The organism is Paenibacillus sp. OK060 (genome assembly GCF_900101205.1).
Lineage (GTDB): Bacteria > Bacillota > Bacilli > Paenibacillales > Paenibacillaceae > Paenibacillus > Paenibacillus marchantiae.
The window spans coordinates 98381-117464 of the sequence record NZ_FNFR01000008.1 but is presented as its reverse complement, the minus strand read 5'-3'; the positions used below and the strand labels follow the sequence as shown (position 1 = coordinate 117464).

General features: G+C 48.7%; 18 protein-coding genes. 15 read left to right on the top strand and 3 right to left on the bottom strand.

All coding sequences use genetic code 11. The features are described 5' to 3' along the window. Nucleotides 1-15 precede the first annotated feature (15 nt). From BLS14_RS25870 to BLS14_RS25830, 9 genes are all read left to right on the top strand, one after another. Entirely contained in the window at nucleotides 16-1110 is a 1095-nt protein-coding gene (locus BLS14_RS25870; protein WP_063566667.1) for a CgeB family protein, read from the top strand. A 63-nt stretch (nucleotides 1111-1173) separates the two neighbouring features. Further along, nucleotides 1174-2313, top strand: a complete 1140-nt coding sequence (locus BLS14_RS25865) for a CgeB family protein (protein WP_240321512.1) — start codon at nucleotides 1174-1176, stop codon at nucleotides 2311-2313. Nucleotides 2314-2410: 97 nt separating this feature from the next. Then, nucleotides 2411-3976 (top strand): glycosyltransferase family 4 protein, encoded by a 1566-nt coding sequence (locus BLS14_RS25860; protein WP_256336673.1) that lies wholly within the window; start codon nucleotides 2411-2413, stop codon nucleotides 3974-3976. 14 nt (nucleotides 3977-3990) lie between these two features. Then, entirely contained in the window at nucleotides 3991-5082 is a 1092-nt protein-coding gene (gene wecB / locus BLS14_RS25855; protein ID WP_063566733.1) for a non-hydrolyzing UDP-N-acetylglucosamine 2-epimerase, read from the top strand. Continuing rightward, nucleotides 5075-6061: a polysaccharide biosynthesis protein gene (locus BLS14_RS25850; RefSeq protein WP_072735442.1), complete on the top strand. Its 987-nt coding sequence runs from the start codon at nucleotides 5075-5077 to the stop codon at nucleotides 6059-6061. The genes wecB and BLS14_RS25850 overlap by 8 nt, the downstream gene beginning before the upstream one ends. Next, nucleotides 6058-6885 (top strand): dTDP-4-dehydrorhamnose reductase family protein, encoded by an 828-nt coding sequence (locus tag BLS14_RS25845; protein ID WP_090954631.1) that lies wholly within the window; start codon nucleotides 6058-6060, stop codon nucleotides 6883-6885. The genes BLS14_RS25850 and BLS14_RS25845 overlap by 4 nt, the downstream gene beginning before the upstream one ends. Further along, nucleotides 6867-7808: an NAD-dependent epimerase/dehydratase family protein gene (locus BLS14_RS25840; RefSeq protein WP_090954629.1), complete on the top strand. Its 942-nt coding sequence runs from the start codon at nucleotides 6867-6869 to the stop codon at nucleotides 7806-7808. Before BLS14_RS25845 ends, BLS14_RS25840 begins: the two co-directional genes overlap by 19 nt. Then, nucleotides 7805-8521 (top strand): glycosyltransferase, encoded by a 717-nt coding sequence (locus tag BLS14_RS25835; protein ID WP_063566672.1) that lies wholly within the window; start codon nucleotides 7805-7807, stop codon nucleotides 8519-8521. The genes BLS14_RS25840 and BLS14_RS25835 overlap by 4 nt, the downstream gene beginning before the upstream one ends. Nucleotides 8522-8752: 231 nt before the next feature. Then, nucleotides 8753-9469: a glycosyltransferase gene (locus BLS14_RS25830; RefSeq protein ID WP_090954627.1), complete on the top strand. Its 717-nt coding sequence runs from the start codon at nucleotides 8753-8755 to the stop codon at nucleotides 9467-9469. 137 nt (nucleotides 9470-9606) lie between these two features. On the opposite strand, the gene BLS14_RS32750 is transcribed toward BLS14_RS25830, so the two are convergent. Further along, the gene (locus BLS14_RS32750) at nucleotides 9607-9780 is read right to left on the bottom strand and encodes a hypothetical protein (protein ID WP_170867946.1); all 174 of its coding nucleotides are present in this window, start codon (nucleotides 9778-9780) and stop codon (nucleotides 9607-9609) included. Then, nucleotides 9777-11015, bottom strand: coding sequence for a glycosyltransferase family 4 protein (locus tag BLS14_RS25825; protein ID WP_090954626.1), 1239 nt, complete (start codon nucleotides 11013-11015; stop codon nucleotides 9777-9779). Before BLS14_RS25825 ends, BLS14_RS32750 begins: the two co-directional genes overlap by 4 nt. Nucleotides 11016-11202: 187 nt before the next feature. On the opposite strand from BLS14_RS25825, the gene BLS14_RS25820 reads away from it, so the two are divergent. Both BLS14_RS25820 and BLS14_RS25810 read left to right on the top strand, forming a co-directional pair. Continuing rightward, a complete protein-coding gene (locus BLS14_RS25820) occupies nucleotides 11203-11550 on the top strand; it encodes a hypothetical protein (RefSeq protein WP_090954624.1) in 348 nt (115 codons plus the stop codon). A gap of 262 nt (nucleotides 11551-11812) precedes the next feature. Then, nucleotides 11813-13300 (top strand): DHA2 family efflux MFS transporter permease subunit, encoded by a 1488-nt coding sequence (locus BLS14_RS25810; protein WP_090954621.1) that lies wholly within the window; start codon nucleotides 11813-11815, stop codon nucleotides 13298-13300. Nucleotides 13301-13375: 75 nt separating this feature from the next. On the opposite strand, the gene BLS14_RS25805 is transcribed toward BLS14_RS25810, so the two are convergent. Beyond that, nucleotides 13376-14449: a glycosyltransferase family 4 protein gene (locus BLS14_RS25805; RefSeq protein ID WP_176854755.1), complete on the bottom strand. Its 1074-nt coding sequence runs from the start codon at nucleotides 14447-14449 to the stop codon at nucleotides 13376-13378. Nucleotides 14450-14688: 239 nt separating this feature from the next. On the opposite strand from BLS14_RS25805, the gene BLS14_RS25800 reads away from it, so the two are divergent. The 4 genes from BLS14_RS25800 to BLS14_RS25785 are packed head-to-tail and all read left to right on the top strand — an operon-like array spanning nucleotide 14689 to nucleotide 18947. After that, the gene (locus BLS14_RS25800) at nucleotides 14689-15819 is read left to right on the top strand and encodes an ABC transporter ATP-binding protein (RefSeq protein WP_371121672.1); all 1131 of its coding nucleotides are present in this window, start codon (nucleotides 14689-14691) and stop codon (nucleotides 15817-15819) included. Further along, on the top strand, nucleotides 15816-16532 hold the full coding sequence (locus BLS14_RS25795; RefSeq protein ID WP_063566679.1) for an ABC transporter permease subunit: 717 nt from the start codon (nucleotides 15816-15818) through the stop codon (nucleotides 16530-16532). The genes BLS14_RS25800 and BLS14_RS25795 overlap by 4 nt, the downstream gene beginning before the upstream one ends. A 4-nt stretch (nucleotides 16533-16536) precedes the next feature. Further along, nucleotides 16537-17931: a GldG family protein gene (locus tag BLS14_RS25790; protein WP_090954617.1), complete on the top strand. Its 1395-nt coding sequence runs from the start codon at nucleotides 16537-16539 to the stop codon at nucleotides 17929-17931. Then, nucleotides 17928-18947, top strand: a complete 1020-nt coding sequence (locus BLS14_RS25785; RefSeq protein WP_176854753.1) for a DUF4340 domain-containing protein — start codon at nucleotides 17928-17930, stop codon at nucleotides 18945-18947. The genes BLS14_RS25790 and BLS14_RS25785 overlap by 4 nt, the downstream gene beginning before the upstream one ends. Nucleotides 18948-19084: the final 137 nt, after the last annotated feature.

Sequence of the window (19084 nt, the reverse complement as noted above, 5' to 3'; positions counted from 1 at the left end):
CTGAAGGAAGACAGGGTGAAGGATGTGGCAAAACGACGACACCGGCCGCCTACAGAAGCGGAGATAGCTTACCGTGGCGGATATGCAGAAGGCCGCAGATTTGGCGGCTGTCAGGCCATGATGGAGCGAGTGCAGATGTTTGAGCCGACCGTGCGGAATATGAAAGTGCTGTACATTCCGCAAGGATTCGATGCCATCGATGAAGGCGTCATTGGAGCCTTGCAGCAATCTGTTCGTGAATGTGTTGTCGGATCGCCGGCAAACATGCTGCAGGAAGCCAGCCAGCACATGCCCGATCTGGTGCTGGTCATGAATGGACTACACGTATTTCCTCCCGATCATCTGGAACAGGTGAATGGCATAAGGGGACTTGGAATACGAACAGCAGTATGGTTTGTGGATGACCCGTATTTTACCGAAGATACGACAACCATCTGTCAGCATTACGATGTCGTGTTCACGCATGAGGAAGCGGCCGTGCCGTTCTATACTGCACATGGAGCAGGTCGGGTGATCTATATGCCGCTGGCAGTGAACCCGGGAATGTTTCAACCAAGGCGTACGGCGCCGCAGCATCAGTATGACATTTGTTTTATCGGCACCGGATTCTGGAACCGAATTGCACTGTTCGATGAGCTGGCTCCTTTTCTGGCGGACAAAAAGGTATTCATTGCCGGCAGCCAGTGGAACCGGCTGAAACGCTCCGACATCCTGGGCCGATTCATCCATGAAGGCTGGATTGATCCTGGAGCGACAGTGGATTATTACAATGGCGCCAAAATCGTGATTAACGTACACCGGACTTGCGAGAATGGGGAAGACAATCGCAATACGCATCATCTCCAAGGCCATTCCATTAATCCGCGGACGTATGAGATCAGCGCCTGTGGCACGATGCAGATAACGGATGCACGCAATGATCTGCCACGTTACTACCGGCCTGGATATGACATCGAGACCTTTACAACCGCGGCTGAACTTCAGCGCAAAATCAAATATTATCTGCACCATGAAGAGGAACGGCGAGCCCTGGCTTGGCGAGGGCTGCTTACCACACTGAACCAGCATACGTTCACTCGTCGTATTGCTCAGCTGCTGGAGCACGTGTAAATTCTCTTTCTGCAGGGCAACAGCGTTAGAAAACCCTATCCCAAAAATAAAAGGAGTGGCGGTATGTCTCTCAAACACCGTAAAACGAGAAAGTCTCATGCACCAGTGCTCAGTCTGGCTGACCAAGCACGCAAAAACGGGCAACATGCCGGATATGATGCGGGCAAGGAAGAAGGATATTTACGTGGCCGTGCCAACTATATCGTCAATTGTGCACAGGAGCCATTGCCTTTCCGGCAGCTTCACGTGCTGTATGTATCTTCGGGTAAAGGATTCCCGTATTCCCCACTGGACGAAGCCATCATGGCAACATTGCAGGGCATGGTTGCCCAAGTAACTCTTTCCGATCCACGTCAGCCTGTATCCGAAATTGCGTTGCAAACCCGTCCTGACCTGGTGCTTGTGCTGGATGGCATGGATATTCCGCTGGAACATCTCGATGCGATTCGCCAAGCAGGCATTCAGACGGCAATTTGGCTCACGGATGATCCGTACTATACGGATATGACGCTTGAGACAGTACAGCATTTCGATCATGTGTTCACATTGGAACTGAACTGTGTCGAGTTGTACCGACAAAACGGCTGCCCTTCTGTTCACTACCTGCCCTTTGCTGCATTCACTAATCATTACTTCCCAATCACCACACCATCTGCATTACACCGGGATGTCAGTTTTATCGGATCGGCCTACTGGAACCGGGTGTATTTCTTCAATCCGATCATGGCACAGCTGATGTCACACAATACCGTATTTAATGGCATCTGGTGGGATCGCCTGCCTGACTATGCTGCTTACGGTGAGAAGATCGAACTGGGTCGCTGGATGAGTCCGCAGGAAACGAATGATGTCTATAACGGCACCAAAATTGTCATCAACCTTCACCGCTCCCATGAAGACGATTCCGTTAACAACAACCATGTTAAAATTTCACCAGCTTCCCCGAATCCGAGAACATTTGAAATTGCGGCGTCTACGACCCTTCAATTGACCGATGCGCGGGATGACCTGGCACGTTTCTATAAACCGGGTGTGGAGATCGAGACCTACTCTTCCCCTCAGGAGTTGCTCGATAAGGTTGAATACTACCTCACTCATGAGAAAGAGCGCCGTGAAATTGCACTTCGAGGGCTGGAACGGACATTGAAGGATCACACGTATGGCAAAAGAATCAACGAAATATTGAGCATTATATTCCCTTAATCTTGTCCGGAAGGAGGTGTGCACAGAACCCTGCATATTCGTATTCAGGGTCCGTGCGGCCATGGCGACTAAACCCAAACTCATGTTGTTTTCCCATGTGTGCAACACCCGCAGCATTACGGGTGCGGAGAAGCTGTTGCTTCATTTTATGAGGGAGATGGGTTCCATCTTTGATTGTGTACTCGTGGTTCCTCAGGAAGGAAAGCTTGCCGGACTTGCACGGAGATTCGATATCCAGGTCAAAGTATGCTTCCTGCCGATGCTTCACGGTGTGTACACACCTTACCGGGGGATTGCAACGGATGCAGAACAGCTTCGCCATAAACCAGCTTATCAGGACGTGGTCTCCCTCATCAGGGAGACTGCACCTGATCTGGTGTTAACGAATACCTGTGTCAATGTGATGCCTGCCGTAGCAGCGAAGTCTCTGCAAATTCCGGTGATCTGGAAGATTACCGAGATTATTGCGTTGAATGAACATACAAACGAAGCTGTACAGATGATTGAGCGTTACTCCGATTGGATCATAGGCATATCCGAAAGTGCAGTAGCACCATTCAAACAAGCCGGCATGAGTGCCAAATTAACCGTGATCTCCCCAACCTGGGACCCGGCCTTACCGGACCCGGAGCGATGGGTTCACTTGAGGGAACGCAAACGCAAAGAGCTTGGTTTTAAGCCATCACAGATCTGTATCGGTTACATCTCTTCCTTCATATATGATGCCAAAGGTCTGAAACCTTTTGTGGATATGGCTTTGCAATTGTGTGAAACCCATCCGCGCTGCCGTTTCTGGATTATTGGTACATCAGCGGACAAAAAGTACTATGACGAATGTGTATCACGGGTGAAAAAATCCGGTTATTATCGCAGATTTACCTTTACGCCGTTTGAAGAGAATGTATCTCTAGCCTATACGGCTATGGACATGGTGGTCATTCCGAGCATGGTCAAAGAAGGATTTGGCATGACCGCGCTGGAGGGGCTTTATTTCGCCAAACCGGTTATCGCTTTTGCCCAGGGCGGACTCAAGGAATTGTTGGAATCGGTAGGCAGCGGTGCATTTTTGGCCCCGGCCGGGGATTCTCAGGCGCTTACTACTCTGGCAACAACTCTGCTGAATGATCCTGAACTGGCCTCCGACACCGGTTGGCGTAATCGGACAGAAGCGGAAAAGCTGTACGGTATTGAAACCTACAGGGCAAAGCTGCATACGATGGTGACACAGTGGTTGATTCGTTTTCCCGGATGGTTTCCGTACATTCAGCCTCCGAATGGTCCAGTGTACGCATGGGGTGAGGGTCGTTTGCGAACCGTGCTGATTCTGGAACCGGCTTCGGTTCGGGCACGATTGTTCCCATTGACTGTGATTCAGGCGTTGCCACTCTCGCCCTTGCCTCCGCTTGCCATAGGTCAGCCTGTTCATGAAGATACAGAACCTCGCTCAAGCCATAGATCAGGACGAAGTCGTTACCCGCATTCAACCCACCGCAGCAGGATCCGTGACCGAATGAAACGAGGAACTGGAACAGGCAGGAGGAAGCTGAAGGCAAGCAAAAAGAGGAAACAACGTGTGCGCGTGGTGCAACCGACTGTTCGCAAACGTGCGCCTGGCAAAGCCAAACGAAGCCGGGTTCGCCGGAGATTATCCACTAGACGATGAAGGCAGGGATTACGATGAAGATCATGACGGTGCTGGGTACGCGACCTGAAATTATACGGCTCAGCCTGATCATTTCCAAGCTGGACCAGTACGCGTCCAAACATATTCTGGTACACACGGGACAGAACTTCACGGAAAGTCTCAGCGGTCTTTTCTTCAAGGAAATGGGCTTGCGTGCGCCGGACTACGTCCTTCAGGATGAAGCGGCCTCGTTGGGTCGACAGTTATCCTCGATGTTTACGCAAATGGAAGATTTATTAAATCAGGAGAAACCGGATAAAGTGCTGCTGCTCGGCGATACGAACAGTGCATTATGTGCTGTTCTGGCTGAACGGATGGGCATACCCGTCATTCATATGGAAGCAGGCAATCGATGCTTTGACCTGGATGTGCCCGAAGAGAAAAATCGCAGGGTTATCGACGCCATTTCCACCATTAATATGCCGTATACCGAACAGAGTAAGAAACATCTGATTAGTGAAGGGGTACCTAGTCGCCGAATTGTGCTGACAGGCAACCCGATCTATGAAGTGATGCGTCACTACGACGCACAGGTAAGTTCCAGCAAAATACTGAAGAAATTGAAGCTGAAGTCCGGGCAATATTTTTTGGTTACGGCCCACCGTGCGGAGAATGTGGATCACCCTCCTCATTTGCTGGAGATTATGAAAGGTTTGAATCAGGTTGCTGAAGAACATGCCATGCGAGTCATATGCAGCATTCACCCTCGAACGGCTATTCGAATCGCCGAGCATCTGCAACTGGAGATGCACCCGCTGGTGGAATTTCACGAACCATTCGGTTTTTTCGACTTCGTGATGCTGGAGCGACATGCACGCTGTGCACTTACGGATAGTGGTACCGTACAAGAGGAGTGCTGCATCATGGGTGTGCCAACGGTAACCATGCGTCGCACGACAGAACGACCGGAGACGGTGGATTGCGGCAGCAATGTGGTCTCAGGTCTGGATGCGGAGCGTATTGCGGGTTGTGTGAAAGTAATGACCGAAATGTCAAACGACTGGGATTGTCCACAAGGCTACAAAGCAACCGATGTATCCAGTAAAGTGGTCAAATTTCTGCTTGGAGGGAAATTGCATGTTTGAAAATAAGCGTATACTCGTGACTGGCGGTACGGGATCATGGGGTTATGAACTTGTGGCTCAACTGCTGCCCCAGCAGCCCAAGGAGATTATCGTTTACTCCCGGAATGAGTCCAGCCAAGTGGCGATGAGTCGTGAATTCGAAGACCCGCGTCTTCATTTTCGCATTGGTGATATTCGAGACAAGGATGCCTTAACCGTTGCATGTCAACATGTGGATTATGTATTTCATCTCGCAGCACTCAAGCATGTACCGGTGTGTGAAGACCAACCTTATGAAGCACTCAAAACCAATGTGATCGGCACACAAAATGTTATCGAAGCTGCGATTGAAAATAATGTGGAAAAAGTCATTTACATCTCGACCGACAAGGCCGCCAATCCATCCAATTTCTACGGCATGACGAAAGCGATTGGTGAGAAGTTGATCGTCTATGCCAATTTGCTGCATAGCAATACACGGTTTGTTACCGTACGTGGTGGGAATGTACTTGGAACGAACGGCAGTGTCGTGCACTTATTCAAAAATCAGATTCGATCCAAAGGCCAAGTATCCATCACGGATATGAAAATGACTCGATTTTTTCTCACGCTGAAAGATGCGATCACTTTGCTGTTCAAAGCTTCGGTGGAAAGTGTCGGTGGTGAGATTTTTGTCATGACGATGCCAACGTGCAAAATCGTAGATCTGGCAGAAGTACTGATTGAGGATTCAGGTGTGGAGAATGTCTCCATTGTGGAGCGTGGTACTCGGCCAGGTGAGAAGATTCATGAGATTCTGATGAGTGAATTCGAGAGCATGACCACAGTGGTATACGATGAGCAATACTTGGTGATCTTGCCTACACTCGGCATACCGGGGTTGAAGGAGCATTATACGAACTGTCCTCCAGTATCCTTCAGCAGCTTCAGTTCCGAGCATCAGCTAATGACCAAACAGGAGATTCGTGACATTCTGCAACGCGGAGGGTTCCTGTCATGAAGTTGTTGATACTTGGGGGAAACGGAATGGCCGGCCATATTATGGTCGACTATTTCCGCCGTCAAGGCGTCCACAGCGTCTTCTATACGACCCGAGATGTATCGGACCCTAATGGTCTTCTGTTGGATGTAAATGACTGCTTTATGGTCGACCGTGTGGTGGAGGTGGTGCACCCGGATGTCATCGTTAACGCGGTGGGTGTTTTGAACAGTTTTGCAGATGAAGACAAAATTACCGCTTATCATATTAATGGATTTCTGCCGCATCGTTTGCGGCGGATCGCTGACACGATCGGTGCACGTCTGATCCACATCAGTACAGATTGTGTGTTTAGTGGGGACCGGGGGGCGTACCGGGAGGATGATGTTACCGATGGAACATCTGCCTATGCAATCACGAAAGCACTGGGTGAAGTTCAGGATGCGGGTCATCTGACGATCCGTACGTCCATTATAGGACCCGAAATTCGGAAAGGCGGCATTGGTCTGATGCATTGGTTCATGTCCTGCACAGGTGAGGTTGGCGGATATACACGCGTCTTCTGGAATGGGGTGACCACCCTTGAACTGGCCAAATGGGTAGATCATTATCTGGCATCTCCGGTCAGTGGTCTAATCCATCTGGCATCTCCGGTGCCTGTCAGCAAGCATGACCTTCTTGTGCTGTTCAAGCAGATATGGGATAAACAGGATGTTGTTATCTTACCCGATGATAGCGTTGTGCAGGACCGCACGTTAGTTTCCACACGTGAGGATGTGAAGACAGACCTTCCGGATTATTCTACGATGCTGAAGGAGCTGGCATTATGGATGGAGCAGAGCTAACTGGCAAAAAGGTACTGATCACGGGTGCTTCTGGCTTTACTGGACGGCATGCGGTTGCTTATTTCAAGTCAGCCGGTACGGCGGTCGCAGCAGTGGTCAGGCGGGCAGGTATACATTCGTTTGGCGATGGTGTGGCTGTACATGTCTGTGATCTTAACGATAAGCAGCAAGTCCGCCTTCTGATTGAAGAAGTGAAGCCGGATTATGTGCTGCATCTTGCAGGTAAAAATTCCGTGCCCGATTCGTGGTCCAATCCGCTGCTGGTGCTTGAGACCAATGTGATGGCTGTTTTGTATTTGCTGGATGCTCTGAGAAGCTGTCCGGCGGCACGGACCGTTATTGTGGGCTCCCGATTAAAGTATACTCCTGAACCCGGTCGGCCACCGCAGCCTCCGCACCCGTATAGTCTCAGCAAAGCATTAGAGGAAATGGTATCTCTATCATGGATGTCTCTTTTTGGACAGCAGATTATGCTGGCCGAGCCGGGGAATCTGATCGGGGCAGGCCCTTCAACGGGCATATGTTCGCTGCTGGCACGTCATATTGTTGCCTGTGAACAGGAAGGTAAGACGGAGGCCTTTCGTCTATCCGGCCGGGATAATACCCGTGATTTTCTAGATGTGCGGGACGCAGTCCGGGCCTATGCAACCTTGCTTGTTCAAGGCACAACGGGCAACGTATATCCGGTTGTATCGGGCACCGAGCGCAGCCTCGGAGAGATTGCGGATACGCTGCTAACCATGACCGAAGCGGAGGTGCCGGTACGCTGGGACGGAGCTTCTTCCGGGCCGGACGGGGCGGGAGATCAGGAGGAGTTCTCGGCACTGCGCAAGTTGGGCTGGCAGCCGCTGATTCCATTTACCCAATCTCTTCAGGACATTCTGAGCGATGTTCGTACTCAGCAGGGGAGGGCGACTACATGAATCCGAGCGTGTCCATTGTCATTCCGTTTTACAATGATCCTTATGTACCTCAAGCGATCCAGAGTGCACTGAACCAGACATATACCGATGTGGAGATCATTATCGTCAACGATGGCTCTACCCGGAATGAAGAACTGCTTCAGCCGTATCTTCCCTACATTTATGTTCTTGGCAAAAGCAACGGCGGTACAGCTTCGGCTCTGAATCACGGCATTCGTCATGCTTCCGGGGACTATATCGCCTGGCTGAGTTCAGATGACCTCTTATATCCAGATAAGATTCGTCATCAGGTTGAATTTATGCAACGGGAGAATGCGCTCATCTCACATACCAACTTTAATTACATTAATGAGCACTCTACAGTGACCAAGCTGAACGGTGGAGCTCAAGCGATGGCCGAACCGGATTGGCTGCGCCTCTTCGTAAACGGCAATCCGGTGAATGGCTGTACCGTGATGATCCGCAGGGATCTGTTTAGTGGGGTGGGTCTGTTCGATGAACTATTGCCTTATACGCATGATTTGGATCTATGGATGCGTATTCTGCTGAACGGCCATCGTTTTCCATATCTGAATGAATCGCTTACGGCATATCGTCGGCACGGGGGAATGGGGACGGTACGTCACGCGGATGCCATCGGCCGAGAGGCCTCTATGGTATGGTCCAGATATCGGGAGCCTTTGTTGCAGCGCATTGCTGCCATGGGAGGATAAAGAACTTTGGTGGGGGTTATGGAGGCCGTGAGCTGGCCGAATAACGCCCTCTTTATTTATATGCATTTCGATCTATATCTTAATGATGGAAAGCCGCTCTTTGGATTGATGCAAAATGCTCCATGTGCGTAATTTATACGTCGCTATGCAACAGATGCCTGATACCTAACGGACCTATCTACATATAATAGGGAGAATGGTATTATTCACGCGGGGAAAGGGGAGGACCAAATGGAGCCGAAAGTATCAATTGTCATTCCTTTTTATAATTGCGCGTACATCGAGCAGGCTGTTCACAGCGCCATTCACCAGACGTATCCGCATATTGAGGTCATTGTGGTGGATGACGGCTCTACGAAGCATGTGGAGCGGCTGCAACCATTCATGGATCGCATTCGCTATATTCGAAAAAAGAACGGTGGAACAGCAACCGCGTTAAACGAGGGAATCAAGCAGGCGACAGGTGATTACTTTGTCTGGCTCAGCTCCGATGACGTAATGTTGCTGGACCGGGTAGAGAAACAACTGAAGTTCATGCTTGACGTTAAGGCTTCGTTCTGTCACGGGGCTTATCATTATGTTGATGCGAACAGCGTATGGATGGACACGGTGAGACCAGAAGTAGGGAGTCGTCTGGAGATGCTTCAGGTACTGACCGAAGGTTGCCCAATCAACGGTTGCACTGTAATGCTTGAGATGGATGCATTTCGAAAGTTCGGCGTATTTGACACCAATTTTCGCTACACGCATGACTATGAGATGTGGTTGAGACTGTTTCCGCTCTATGAGCTGTTCTATTACAATGAGCCACTGATGTGTTATCGGGTTCATGAATCGATGGGAACCAAGAAACACTTTGAGGCATTAAAAGCCGAGATGGAACTTGTTCAAGCGAAGCATCGGCCCGTTTTACTTAATCTGCTGCAGGTTGGCGGTTACTGGAAATAGAGGCTAGAAGTCTTGGAATCACGAATGCTAGACATATGAACCTCACTGCAATAAAAAGAGGGTATTCGGTTGCCGTTAAGTGATTGCGGCACGAACGAATATCCTCTTATTTGTTCCTGTTTGTAAAGTACTTGATTCTAATTTTTCTCGGATGTGAGAATGTGCATGGTTGCCGGATCAGGGAAAACGTACCCTTTGGGCAGCTTCCTCATTAATTCGTTCATTACAGCGTAATCTACTTCAATATGTGTCGTCGACACAGGGGTGGAGAACCAACGATTATACAAATCACTGGGTACGAGCAATGTCATATCCTCTGACCTCCCAACTGAATGGCTTCCTGGTAGACATGCAGCGTGTGCAATCCCATCTCGTCCAGTGATCGATGTTGTTCAGCCCATGCTTTAGCTGCTGCTCCTACCTTTGCACGGGTGGCACCATCCTGCAGAAGGGCATTTAACAGTGCGCTAAGGGCTTCGACATCCTGCGGTGGCACGACCCAACCGGTATGTTCAGGCTGCACCATCTCAGGCATACCTGCCGTACCGCTTACAATGACAGGCAATCCGGCGAGCTGAGCCTCTGTAACAGAGAAAGGCTGCGTATCCTGCAAGCTGGGCTGCACATAAATATCGGCATGGCGTAAGAATGAAGGGATATTATCGAGTTTACCCCAGAAAACGATGTCAGCACCTACTCCAAGATCATTGGCTAGGGAGCGCAAATCCTCCATCAGATTGCCTTCCCCAGCAATCCAGCAGATCCAATCCGAGCGATTCTTCTTCAGGCTGGAGAGAGCTTTAACCAGAATATGAACCCCTTTAATGTGCTCCAGTCTGCCCGTAAATGCGATCACTTTTTTGCCCGCTGGCTTCCTCTGACGGAACTTGACTGCTGCTTGGGCACGGTAGGCTGGAATATCCACAGCATAAGGAATAATTCGAAATTTGGACTCGGGAACATGGAGATCCGTAAGGGTGCTCTTAATCCAATGGCTGGAGACCAGAATAAGCTGGGATTGCTCAGCGCTTCGCTCTTCCAGTGACAGGAAGTAACGTCCTCGTGTGGATTGCAAATATTCGGGAAGCGTGAGCTTCGCGTTAGAGTTTTGAGCATCGTAAAAGGCTTCGCGCGCAAGCGCTCCGTGATAACTCGTTACCATGGGTGTATTGCGGTTTAATATACGTCTCATCGCGACCGCTGCTACCGGGTCCTGCGCATGGATGACATCGTAATGATCAACGCCGAGATAGGCGGCTCCCATTTCAAAGGCATACCTGTTCAATTCATAATAAGCCACGAGAGAATCGGCAGTGAATTGAGGCAAATCTGTCGGATTAAGTTTGGCTTGAAGCATGGGCCATACTTTATCTTTGGAGAAGGAACGATTGAGATTGCGAATGTATACTTCATTTTTGGCTCCGTTGGTGCCCATAATATCCACCTCTACGCCAAGAGCCATCAGCCTGTCAGCTAGCTGTTTCACATATGTCCATATTCCACCCATCTGTGTAAGCTCCCAATAGGTCACGAGCAGAACTCTCATAGGTACCTCCTTGTCACGGCCTGCACAGGCCGATCTTCTATCCTGTTAGTCTATGAAAAAAAGCAGACGAAAGGGTGGGCATTTCCGTGGAATTGATTAAAATGGGTGATTGCAAATAGCAATGGACGAGAGCAGGCATACCATATCTAGAGAAAGGTTCAACTCTGCTCTACAGGAGGGATATACAGTGGCCGCATATGTGCTGGAGATTCACGAAAACTTGCTGCAAACCGTTGTTCCGGTGAGATATATGGACATTGAATTGTCATTTGTGGGGAATGACGATGTGGATATCTTTGTCGGAGGAATCAGTCACACCCATGGGGAGTTGTATCGCTATCTTTGTCGGATTGGGGCGGATACGGGAAATCACATTATTCATAATCTCGCGGTCCCATCCGATCCATCCGAACTACGCATCATTAGCAACAGTTCTATACCAAGTCATCTGGTTATTCGCATGTACTGCAGAAGTGACCAAGGCCAGACCCTGGGTATACTTTCGGAGCATCAGATGATCAAATTGGCAGATTAGCAAAGATCACCATAATGAGCATCGATTAACCAAATGGGTGGAGCAGGAGAAGACCTGGTCCATTTTTTGGCATACATACGTGATCCGTTATCCAATAAAAAATAGCTTGACAGCAAAGGTATTTTCATTAGAATTAACCTATGCTCAAACAAGAGTTTAAAACGACGGTTTAAAACAAAAGTTTGAAACGTCGTGAATATAAGGCCGATGGAGAGGCACATACAAAGATAATGCCTCCAGGCCGGAAAAGAGAGTGGAGAGATTGAAACAACAAACAGCAGTACCCCAGGACCCGGCGGAATTCTCGATTAAAACGATTATTCTGCCGCTACTGGCTATTATCGTCGGGATGATTATGGTCATCTTGGACAGCACGGTGGTTAACGTGGCGATTCCGAATCTGGTTCAATATTTTGAGACCGATCTGAAGACCATTCAATGGACGGTTACAGGTTACACGTTGGCCTTGTCAGCCGTCATTCCGCTGGCGGGATGGTTGACCGACCGATTCGGTGCCAAAAGAGTATTTCTGTTCACGATTGCGATGTTTACTCTGGGTTCGGTCTTATGTTCGATCGCGCAATCTCCTGAACAATTAATTATTTACCGTATCATTCAGGGACTTGGCGGAGGCATGGTTGCTCCGATTGGTATGGCGATGGTATTCCGCCTGGCTCCTCCTGAAAGAAGAGGTTCTATCATGGGTATGCTCGGGATTCCGATGCTGTTGGCTCCTGCACTGGGTCCGGTATTATCGGGCTGGTTCATTGAATCATTCAGCTGGCACTGGATCTTCCTGATCAATCTGCCGATTGGTATTGCCGCTTTTATTCTATGTATCAAATTCCTGCCGGATACGGATCGTGGACGCACGCCTGCGCTTGATCTGCTCGGTATGATTCTGGCGCCAATCGCATTCTCGATGCTCGCAAACGGTGTAAGTGAAGGCGGAACAAGCTGGACGTCTGCAACAACACTGACAGGTGTGATTGTCGGAGGCGTGGCGCTGATCCTGTTCGTTATCGTGGAACTTCGTCACAAAAATCCGCTGTTGGAACTTCGGGTGTTCAAATCATCTGATTTCACACGGGGTATTATTCTGGCATGGGTATCACAAGTCGCTTTGTTTGGGGCGATGATTTTGATCCCACTTTATCTGCAACAAATCAAAGGCTACACTGCATTGGAAACAGGACTCATTCTGCTCCCGCAGGCGCTGGCTTCGGGTGTGGGTATGCCACTTGGTGGACGTTTGTTTGATAAAATTGGTGCAAGACCACTTGCTTTCGTGGGTCTGGGTATCATCTCGGGTGCACTGTTCATTCTGTCTTCGATTACGGCGGAAACGGGCCTTGGTCTGATCATTCTTAGCCTTGTCATGATGGGATTGGGTATGGGCTTCTCCATGATGCCACTCAATACGCATGTACTGAATGCTGCTCCACGTAAGCTGGTAGGTCGGGTTACCCCGCTTACTGCTGCTGCACAACAAGTGGTTGTGTCCTTTGCAGTTGCTGGCCTGACTGGATTCCTGACCTCCCATATTGCAAGCAATACAGCTGGAGCTACTGACGCTACAGGTATGGTGAATGGATTAGTGGCTGGTTTTAACGACACCTTCTTCCTGGCCGCGTGTATTGCCTTGTTTGGATGCCTGCTCAGTCTGATTCTGCGCAAACCAAAACGGATGGAGGAAGATACCCTTCAAACAGGGGATCAACCTGATCCTGCAATGATGATGGGACACTAATTTTTATAAGCCGATCTTAAGAAAATAAATTAAGGCAGTTCAGAGCATCCTTCTGAACTGCCTTTTTTGTTTTGTTTAAAAGAAAATGCTCAAGGCTGTCATCATTTCTCGAAATGAAGTGGCGTAACGATCAGGGGAGAAGGAGATGGCCATATGCTGTCTGCCCTGAATGCGTATATACTCCCGCAGCTTTTTGTTGCGCATAAGGTCTGCAGCTTCGGATACAGCCGTATTCACGTTGCCAATCGGATAGAATTTACCCGTTCGGTTATGTGTAATAAAGGACCTTACGCCATCCGAATCGGTACTGAGTACCGGACAGCCGCAGCTGATGGCTTCAGCAACGGCGTATCCAAAGCCTTCAAGCAGCGATGTGGATAGCATGATACCCCCGGAAGCTGCAACCATGGAGTAGAATGTAGGCATCTGGGAATGGGGCACGTTGATAAAGATGCCAATCCGATCTTCAAGCCCGTACTCCGCAAGCATGTGTCGGAACATGACCTCGTCCTCGGGATTAGCCAAGGTCGGATCGTGGAACAACCATAGTCTGGCTTTTGGAATTTTTTTAATGATTTCACTGGATATCATCAAATATTCCCGCCAGTTTTTGTTGTGTTCGAGCCTTCCTACCCATGCAATTACTGGATAGGGAGGGCTATCCACCGAAATTGGGGCAAAGGTATTGGTATCCAGCATATTGGGAATGACAAACCGGTGAAGCCATGGGCACATATGGATGAACAGCTCCAGTAAATGATCGGTTGGAGGAATGAGCGCAGCATTACAGTGGGCTTGCAGATAAGGTACTCCCATCTGAATGGTTTCCATAGCTTGCTCACGTGTCCCAAGTCCCTGTGCTTCATAGATAATGCGTCCTTTATACCCGAGGGCTCTTAATCTGCCCGGCATGGCAATATCGGAGGTAACAATAATGGCATCATATCGATGATGATGAATCAAACTGTGAATTTCCTCATCACTGGAAGCGGTGAAGACCGGCGTGCTGGTATTGTTCTGCATTCCCGAGCCAGGGTACAGATACAATACATGCGCTTCGATGCCATGGCGTTGCAGAACGGCTGTGCGCAATCGATTTAAAGTATCCACACCGCCGCTTGGAACAAAAAATGTGAATAGTACTTTCACACGGTTCACCCTCTGACTTTTGTGCAGGTGCTAATGCTCCTGTACTTTAAGGTACGTTGCCCCAGAGTGCAGGGTGTGGGTGAATGAAGTGTTGTTCACATTTTAGACACATATTTTTAAGCTCTCTTTTAAGTGACTTTAAGCTGCATTTAGGATACAACACGTAAGATACAAGGAACTTCCCGTGTTGACCATCAGAAGAAAGCGATGATGGCACACGGGTATTTTAACGGGAAAGGATGAATGATGTGCTCGAAGTGAAACAGGTAAGCAAAGTATTTGATGGACGGCGCGGCGTGCATCAACTGGATTTCACAATGGAGCGCGGTGAGATTGTTGGATTTTTGGGACCGAATGGTGCCGGGAAAACTACAACGATGCGAATGATCACGGGCTATTTACATCCAACGGCAGGCTCCATTGCAGTGGATGGCATATCAGTGCACGATCAGGGCAGGAGCGTCCGTTCCAAGATCGGTTATCTGCCGGAGACACCTCCGCTTTATCCAGATATGACGGTACAGTCGTATCTGAAGTTCGTCGCTAATCTGAGGGATGTCCCGACACGTGAAGTGAAATTGCGAATCAGTGAGATGGTGAGTAGGTTGGGTCTTCAAGGTCGCGAAAAGCAATTGGTTCGCGGACTGTCCAAAGGGTACAAGCAGCGTCTGGGTCTGGCTGGAGCCATTATTCACAAACCGGATCTGCTCGTGCTGGATGAGCCGACTTCAGGACTCGATCCAAATCAGATTATGGAGATACGAGATCTGATCCGTGAACTGGGTGAGAATCATACAGTGCTGCTCAGTACACATATTTTGCCGGAAGTGAGCGCGCTGTGTAATCGCATGTTGATTATTAATCAGGGACAGCTCGTATTGGACGGTTCACCGCAGCATTTTGGCTCAGCGATGGGGGATCAGTTCAAGGTGTCCATTGAAGTGAAGGCAACAGAGCAGCAATTACATAATGTGCTGACACCATGGGAGAAGGTACGAAGTGAAGTCATTCAAGCAGCAGATGGACAGACCTCCACTGGTTCTACTGATACGGTCAAAATGCTGCTTACCGGTGAATCTTCCGAGGATTATCGAGAAGAACTGTTCTATCTTTTGTCTGGTGCAGGCTTGCCGATCCTGGAGATGAAGAAAGAAAATCTCAGTCTGGAACAGATTTTCCTGAAGCTGACCACAACGGAAACGGAATCCGAAGTGAAACTGGCAACGCAGGAAAATGAAGCTGATAAAGTGCAGCTCGCCAATCAGGAAACAGAAGAAGAGGCCAATTTGGACACCACTTCAGATCTGAAGCAATCGACTAAGTCCGAGAGCGCTTCATCTGATTCTCACACAGGGGAGGGTTCCAAATGAGACGAATGATGGCGGTTTGCAATAAAGAACTGCAGGCATACTTCCTGTCACCGACGTCGTATTTCGCTTTTGCCGTATATGTACTGATGACAAGTTTGCTGTTCTATTCCAGCTTTGTGTATTACCAGCCAAGCATTGTGGATTATCGCCTGGTGCTCGGAGACACGTTATCCATGCTGCTGTTTGTGGTGCCGTTGCTGACGATGCGACTGGTGGCAGAGGAATTCCGGCAGGGAACGGACGAACTGTTATTGACTTCACCTGCACGGGTGACCGAGATTATTTTCGGTAAATATTTGGCGTCACTCGCCATTCTTGTTGTACTTATCCTGTGCAGTCTCGTTTATCCGTTTATTATGTCCTTCTTTGGTGAATTAGATCTGACATCCGTATGGTTGTCTGCACTGGGTCTCTTTTTCCTGGGCGGAAGCATGATGGCGATTGGACTGTTTGCTTCCACGTTATCTCAGCACCAGATGGTGTCTGCGGTAGCCGGTTTTATTATTTTGCTCGTATTGTGGATGCTTGATTCATTTGCAGGCAATTCCGGATCTACGTTACAGCAATGGCTGGATCCATTTGCGCTGACGAACCGGTTTGACAGCTTCACGAAGGGTGTACTTAGTGGCCCAGATATATTGTATTACGTGACGCTCTCAGGTGTGTTTCTGCTATTAAGCATTCAAATTGTGGAACGGAAGCGGTGGAGGTGAGAAGATGAAAAAATGGTTGAGTCATACCAACAGTACCGTGCTGTCTGTAGCGGTGATTGGCATCTTTATTTTGCTGACCCTGTTTCTGAATTCGCTTGGCGGCTTCCAACTGGATCTGACCTCGAATAAACAATATACCTTGTCAGACCAGTCTCTTACCGCGATCAAAAATGTAAAAGAAGACGTCAACATTCTGGTGTTAACCGTCGAAAATGCGAATAATACGGTCTTGAACCGCGAAGTATCGGATATGGTTCAGGAATATACAAAACGCAACAGTAAACTGACGATGAAGCAATACAATCTGACGCAGGAGCCTACACTGGCCTCCAAATATGGCATCACAGGCAGCTCCATTGTATTAGAGCAGGGCGATCAGCATAAAGTCATTGATATCGCCAGTCTATTCACGGCTGTCGGGGATGGAAGCGATGGATCGTACCAGTTCACAGGTGAGGAAAAGCTGACACAAGCCCTTATGAATCTGTCTTCCACGGAGATGCACAAGATGGTTTTCCTGACAGGACATGAAGAGCTCGGCCTGGATCAACTGACTACACTGCGCTCATCTCTGGAACAGAATAATATCACGACTGAAGAACTTCAGCTGAATCAGGCAGGTCAGGTTCCGGAAGATGCGGATGTACTCGCGATTATTGGACCACAGCGGGATATTAGTGATACAGAATTGAAGGCTATTCGGACTTATCTAAGTAACGGAGGAAAATTGCTGTTATCCCTCGGTTTTCATGAAGACATGAAGTTGACTTGGAAAAATATCGATGCACTCATGACGGATTATGGCGTGGTTGATGAGCATGCAGTCATGGTGGATAATCAGCAAGCCAGCACAATGGGCCCACTGTGGGTTGTGCCGGAGTATGGCACACATGCCATCACGGATAAACTATCAGAAAGCAAACTTTACCCGATGTTATCTTTGTCCATTGCTTTGACGAGCAAAGAGCAGGATAAATACACCTTGTCGCCGCTCATTCATTCATCGGATGACAGTTATGGCGAGACGAACATTGCAGGTTTATTGCAAAACGAAACAACCAACGATCCGGATCAGGATGTACAAGGTCCTGTTGAGCTTGGATATGCGGCGGATACAACAGATGGCAAACCGAAGGCTGTAATTCTGGGTTCATCTATTTTCATGCAGGACTCGGAAGTAGTGAACGGTGGGAACCGAGATTTTATTCTGAATACCGTCAATTATTTAAGTGAAAAAGAAGATGGATTAACGATCCGGCCTCGGGTGCAATCCGGTTATCAAACGGCGTACCTGGATGGTAAACAAGCCAGAACCATTTTCTTCGTGGCGATTGTCGCATTCCCGCTCATCTTTGTTATGATAGGTGTACTCTTATGGTGGAGGCGCAGACGCGTATGAAAAAATGGGTCCCAACGATTCTAGTCTTATTACTCTTGATTATCGGGTGGGTCTATGCGGCCAGTCAGAATTATTTTCGTGAAGAGGAAGCGGAGAAGGTCAAGTTACTTGGTATTAAGTCTGCCGATATACAGTCCATCACGATTCATGATAACAATACAGACACATCAGGTGCTTCAAAACCCTCATCTTCACAATTGGAACTAAATAATGGCGTGTGGAGTATGGTGGAACCTAAGGCATATCCTTTGAATGGGTATACGGTTAGCAGCTGGCTTGATGCCTTAAGTGGTGCAGATCAGGAACTGGTTGTGGAGGAAGAGCCGAAGGATCTCGCCAAGTATGGATTGGGTTCAGATGCAACGTTGCTGGATATCCAACTGAAGGATAACCGTGAGATCAAACTGAGCATCGGTGGTCAGCTGCCAGCAGATGACGCTCGTTATGTGCGAGTAGACTCTGGACCTGTCGTAGCAGTACAAACGGAATCCATAAGTAATATAGAAAAATCACGGCAGGATCTGCTGGATACAACTCCGTTTAATCTGGATGAAACCAATGTCACTACGCTGGAATGGGAAGGCGAAGCAGCTACCTGGATGCTCAAATCTTCCTCCGAGGAAGGTGCGGCAGAGCAGACGTGGACGCTTAATGGTGAAACGGTTGAAGCTACCGATGCTGTATCGCTGATTGGCAAAATTAAAAACCTGTCCACAGCTGACGATGTGCGCAAAGCCTCTGAACTGAAAGGCACCGTGCCACGCTTTACTTTATCTGTTGAGCAGACGGTTAATGGAGAAGCTGTTACGGATGTGTACCGGGGACTTACTATTCCATCAGAACCGGATCAGATCTGGGTAGTCACACCGGACGGTCAATGGGCCTATCTGATGGATGCGGCTAGTCTGAAGGAAGCAGAGCAATTTCCGAATTCGATCAAAAAATCAGAATCAGATGCAACATCTTCTTCGAGTGGAGAAGATGCTGATGCGAATTCCTCATCCACATCCAAGTAAGGGAATGGCTCCTTCAACATAATAATGAAGGTTCTCACTTGAACAGGAAATACGCGGTTATAAAGAGCGGTGCTGCACTTTGTGCAAGCATCGCTTTTTTATGTGGAACAGAACCCATTGAGCCCAGATAAAGGAGG

Bases quoted from the DNA above. Each gene is read 5' to 3' on its own strand.
- BLS14_RS25790 (WP_090954617.1), top strand. From the start codon at position 16,537: ATGAAAAAATGGTTGAGTCATACCAACAGTACCGTGCTGTCTGTAGCG.
- BLS14_RS25865 (WP_240321512.1), top strand. From the start codon at position 1,174: ATGTCTCTCAAACACCGTAAAACGAGAAAGTCTCATGCACCAGTGCTC.
- BLS14_RS25785 (WP_176854753.1), top strand. From the start codon at position 17,928: ATGAAAAAATGGGTCCCAACGATTCTAGTCTTATTACTCTTGATTATC.
- wecB (WP_063566733.1), top strand. From the start codon at position 3,991: ATGAAGATCATGACGGTGCTGGGTACGCGACCTGAAATTATACGGCTC.
- BLS14_RS25795 (WP_063566679.1), top strand. From the start codon at position 15,816: ATGAGACGAATGATGGCGGTTTGCAATAAAGAACTGCAGGCATACTTC.
- BLS14_RS25840 (WP_090954629.1), top strand. From the start codon at position 6,867: ATGGATGGAGCAGAGCTAACTGGCAAAAAGGTACTGATCACGGGTGCT.
- BLS14_RS25800 (WP_371121672.1), top strand. From the start codon at position 14,689: ATGAATGATGTGCTCGAAGTGAAACAGGTAAGCAAAGTATTTGATGGA.
- BLS14_RS32750 (WP_170867946.1), bottom strand. From the start codon at position 9,780: ATGACATTGCTCGTACCCAGTGATTTGTATAATCGTTGGTTCTCCACC.
- BLS14_RS25830 (WP_090954627.1), top strand. From the start codon at position 8,753: ATGGAGCCGAAAGTATCAATTGTCATTCCTTTTTATAATTGCGCGTAC.
- BLS14_RS25845 (WP_090954631.1), top strand. From the start codon at position 6,058: ATGAAGTTGTTGATACTTGGGGGAAACGGAATGGCCGGCCATATTATG.
- BLS14_RS25850 (WP_072735442.1), top strand. From the start codon at position 5,075: ATGTTTGAAAATAAGCGTATACTCGTGACTGGCGGTACGGGATCATGG.
- BLS14_RS25835 (WP_063566672.1), top strand. From the start codon at position 7,805: ATGAATCCGAGCGTGTCCATTGTCATTCCGTTTTACAATGATCCTTAT.
- BLS14_RS25825 (WP_090954626.1), bottom strand. From the start codon at position 11,015: ATGAGAGTTCTGCTCGTGACCTATTGGGAGCTTACACAGATGGGTGGA.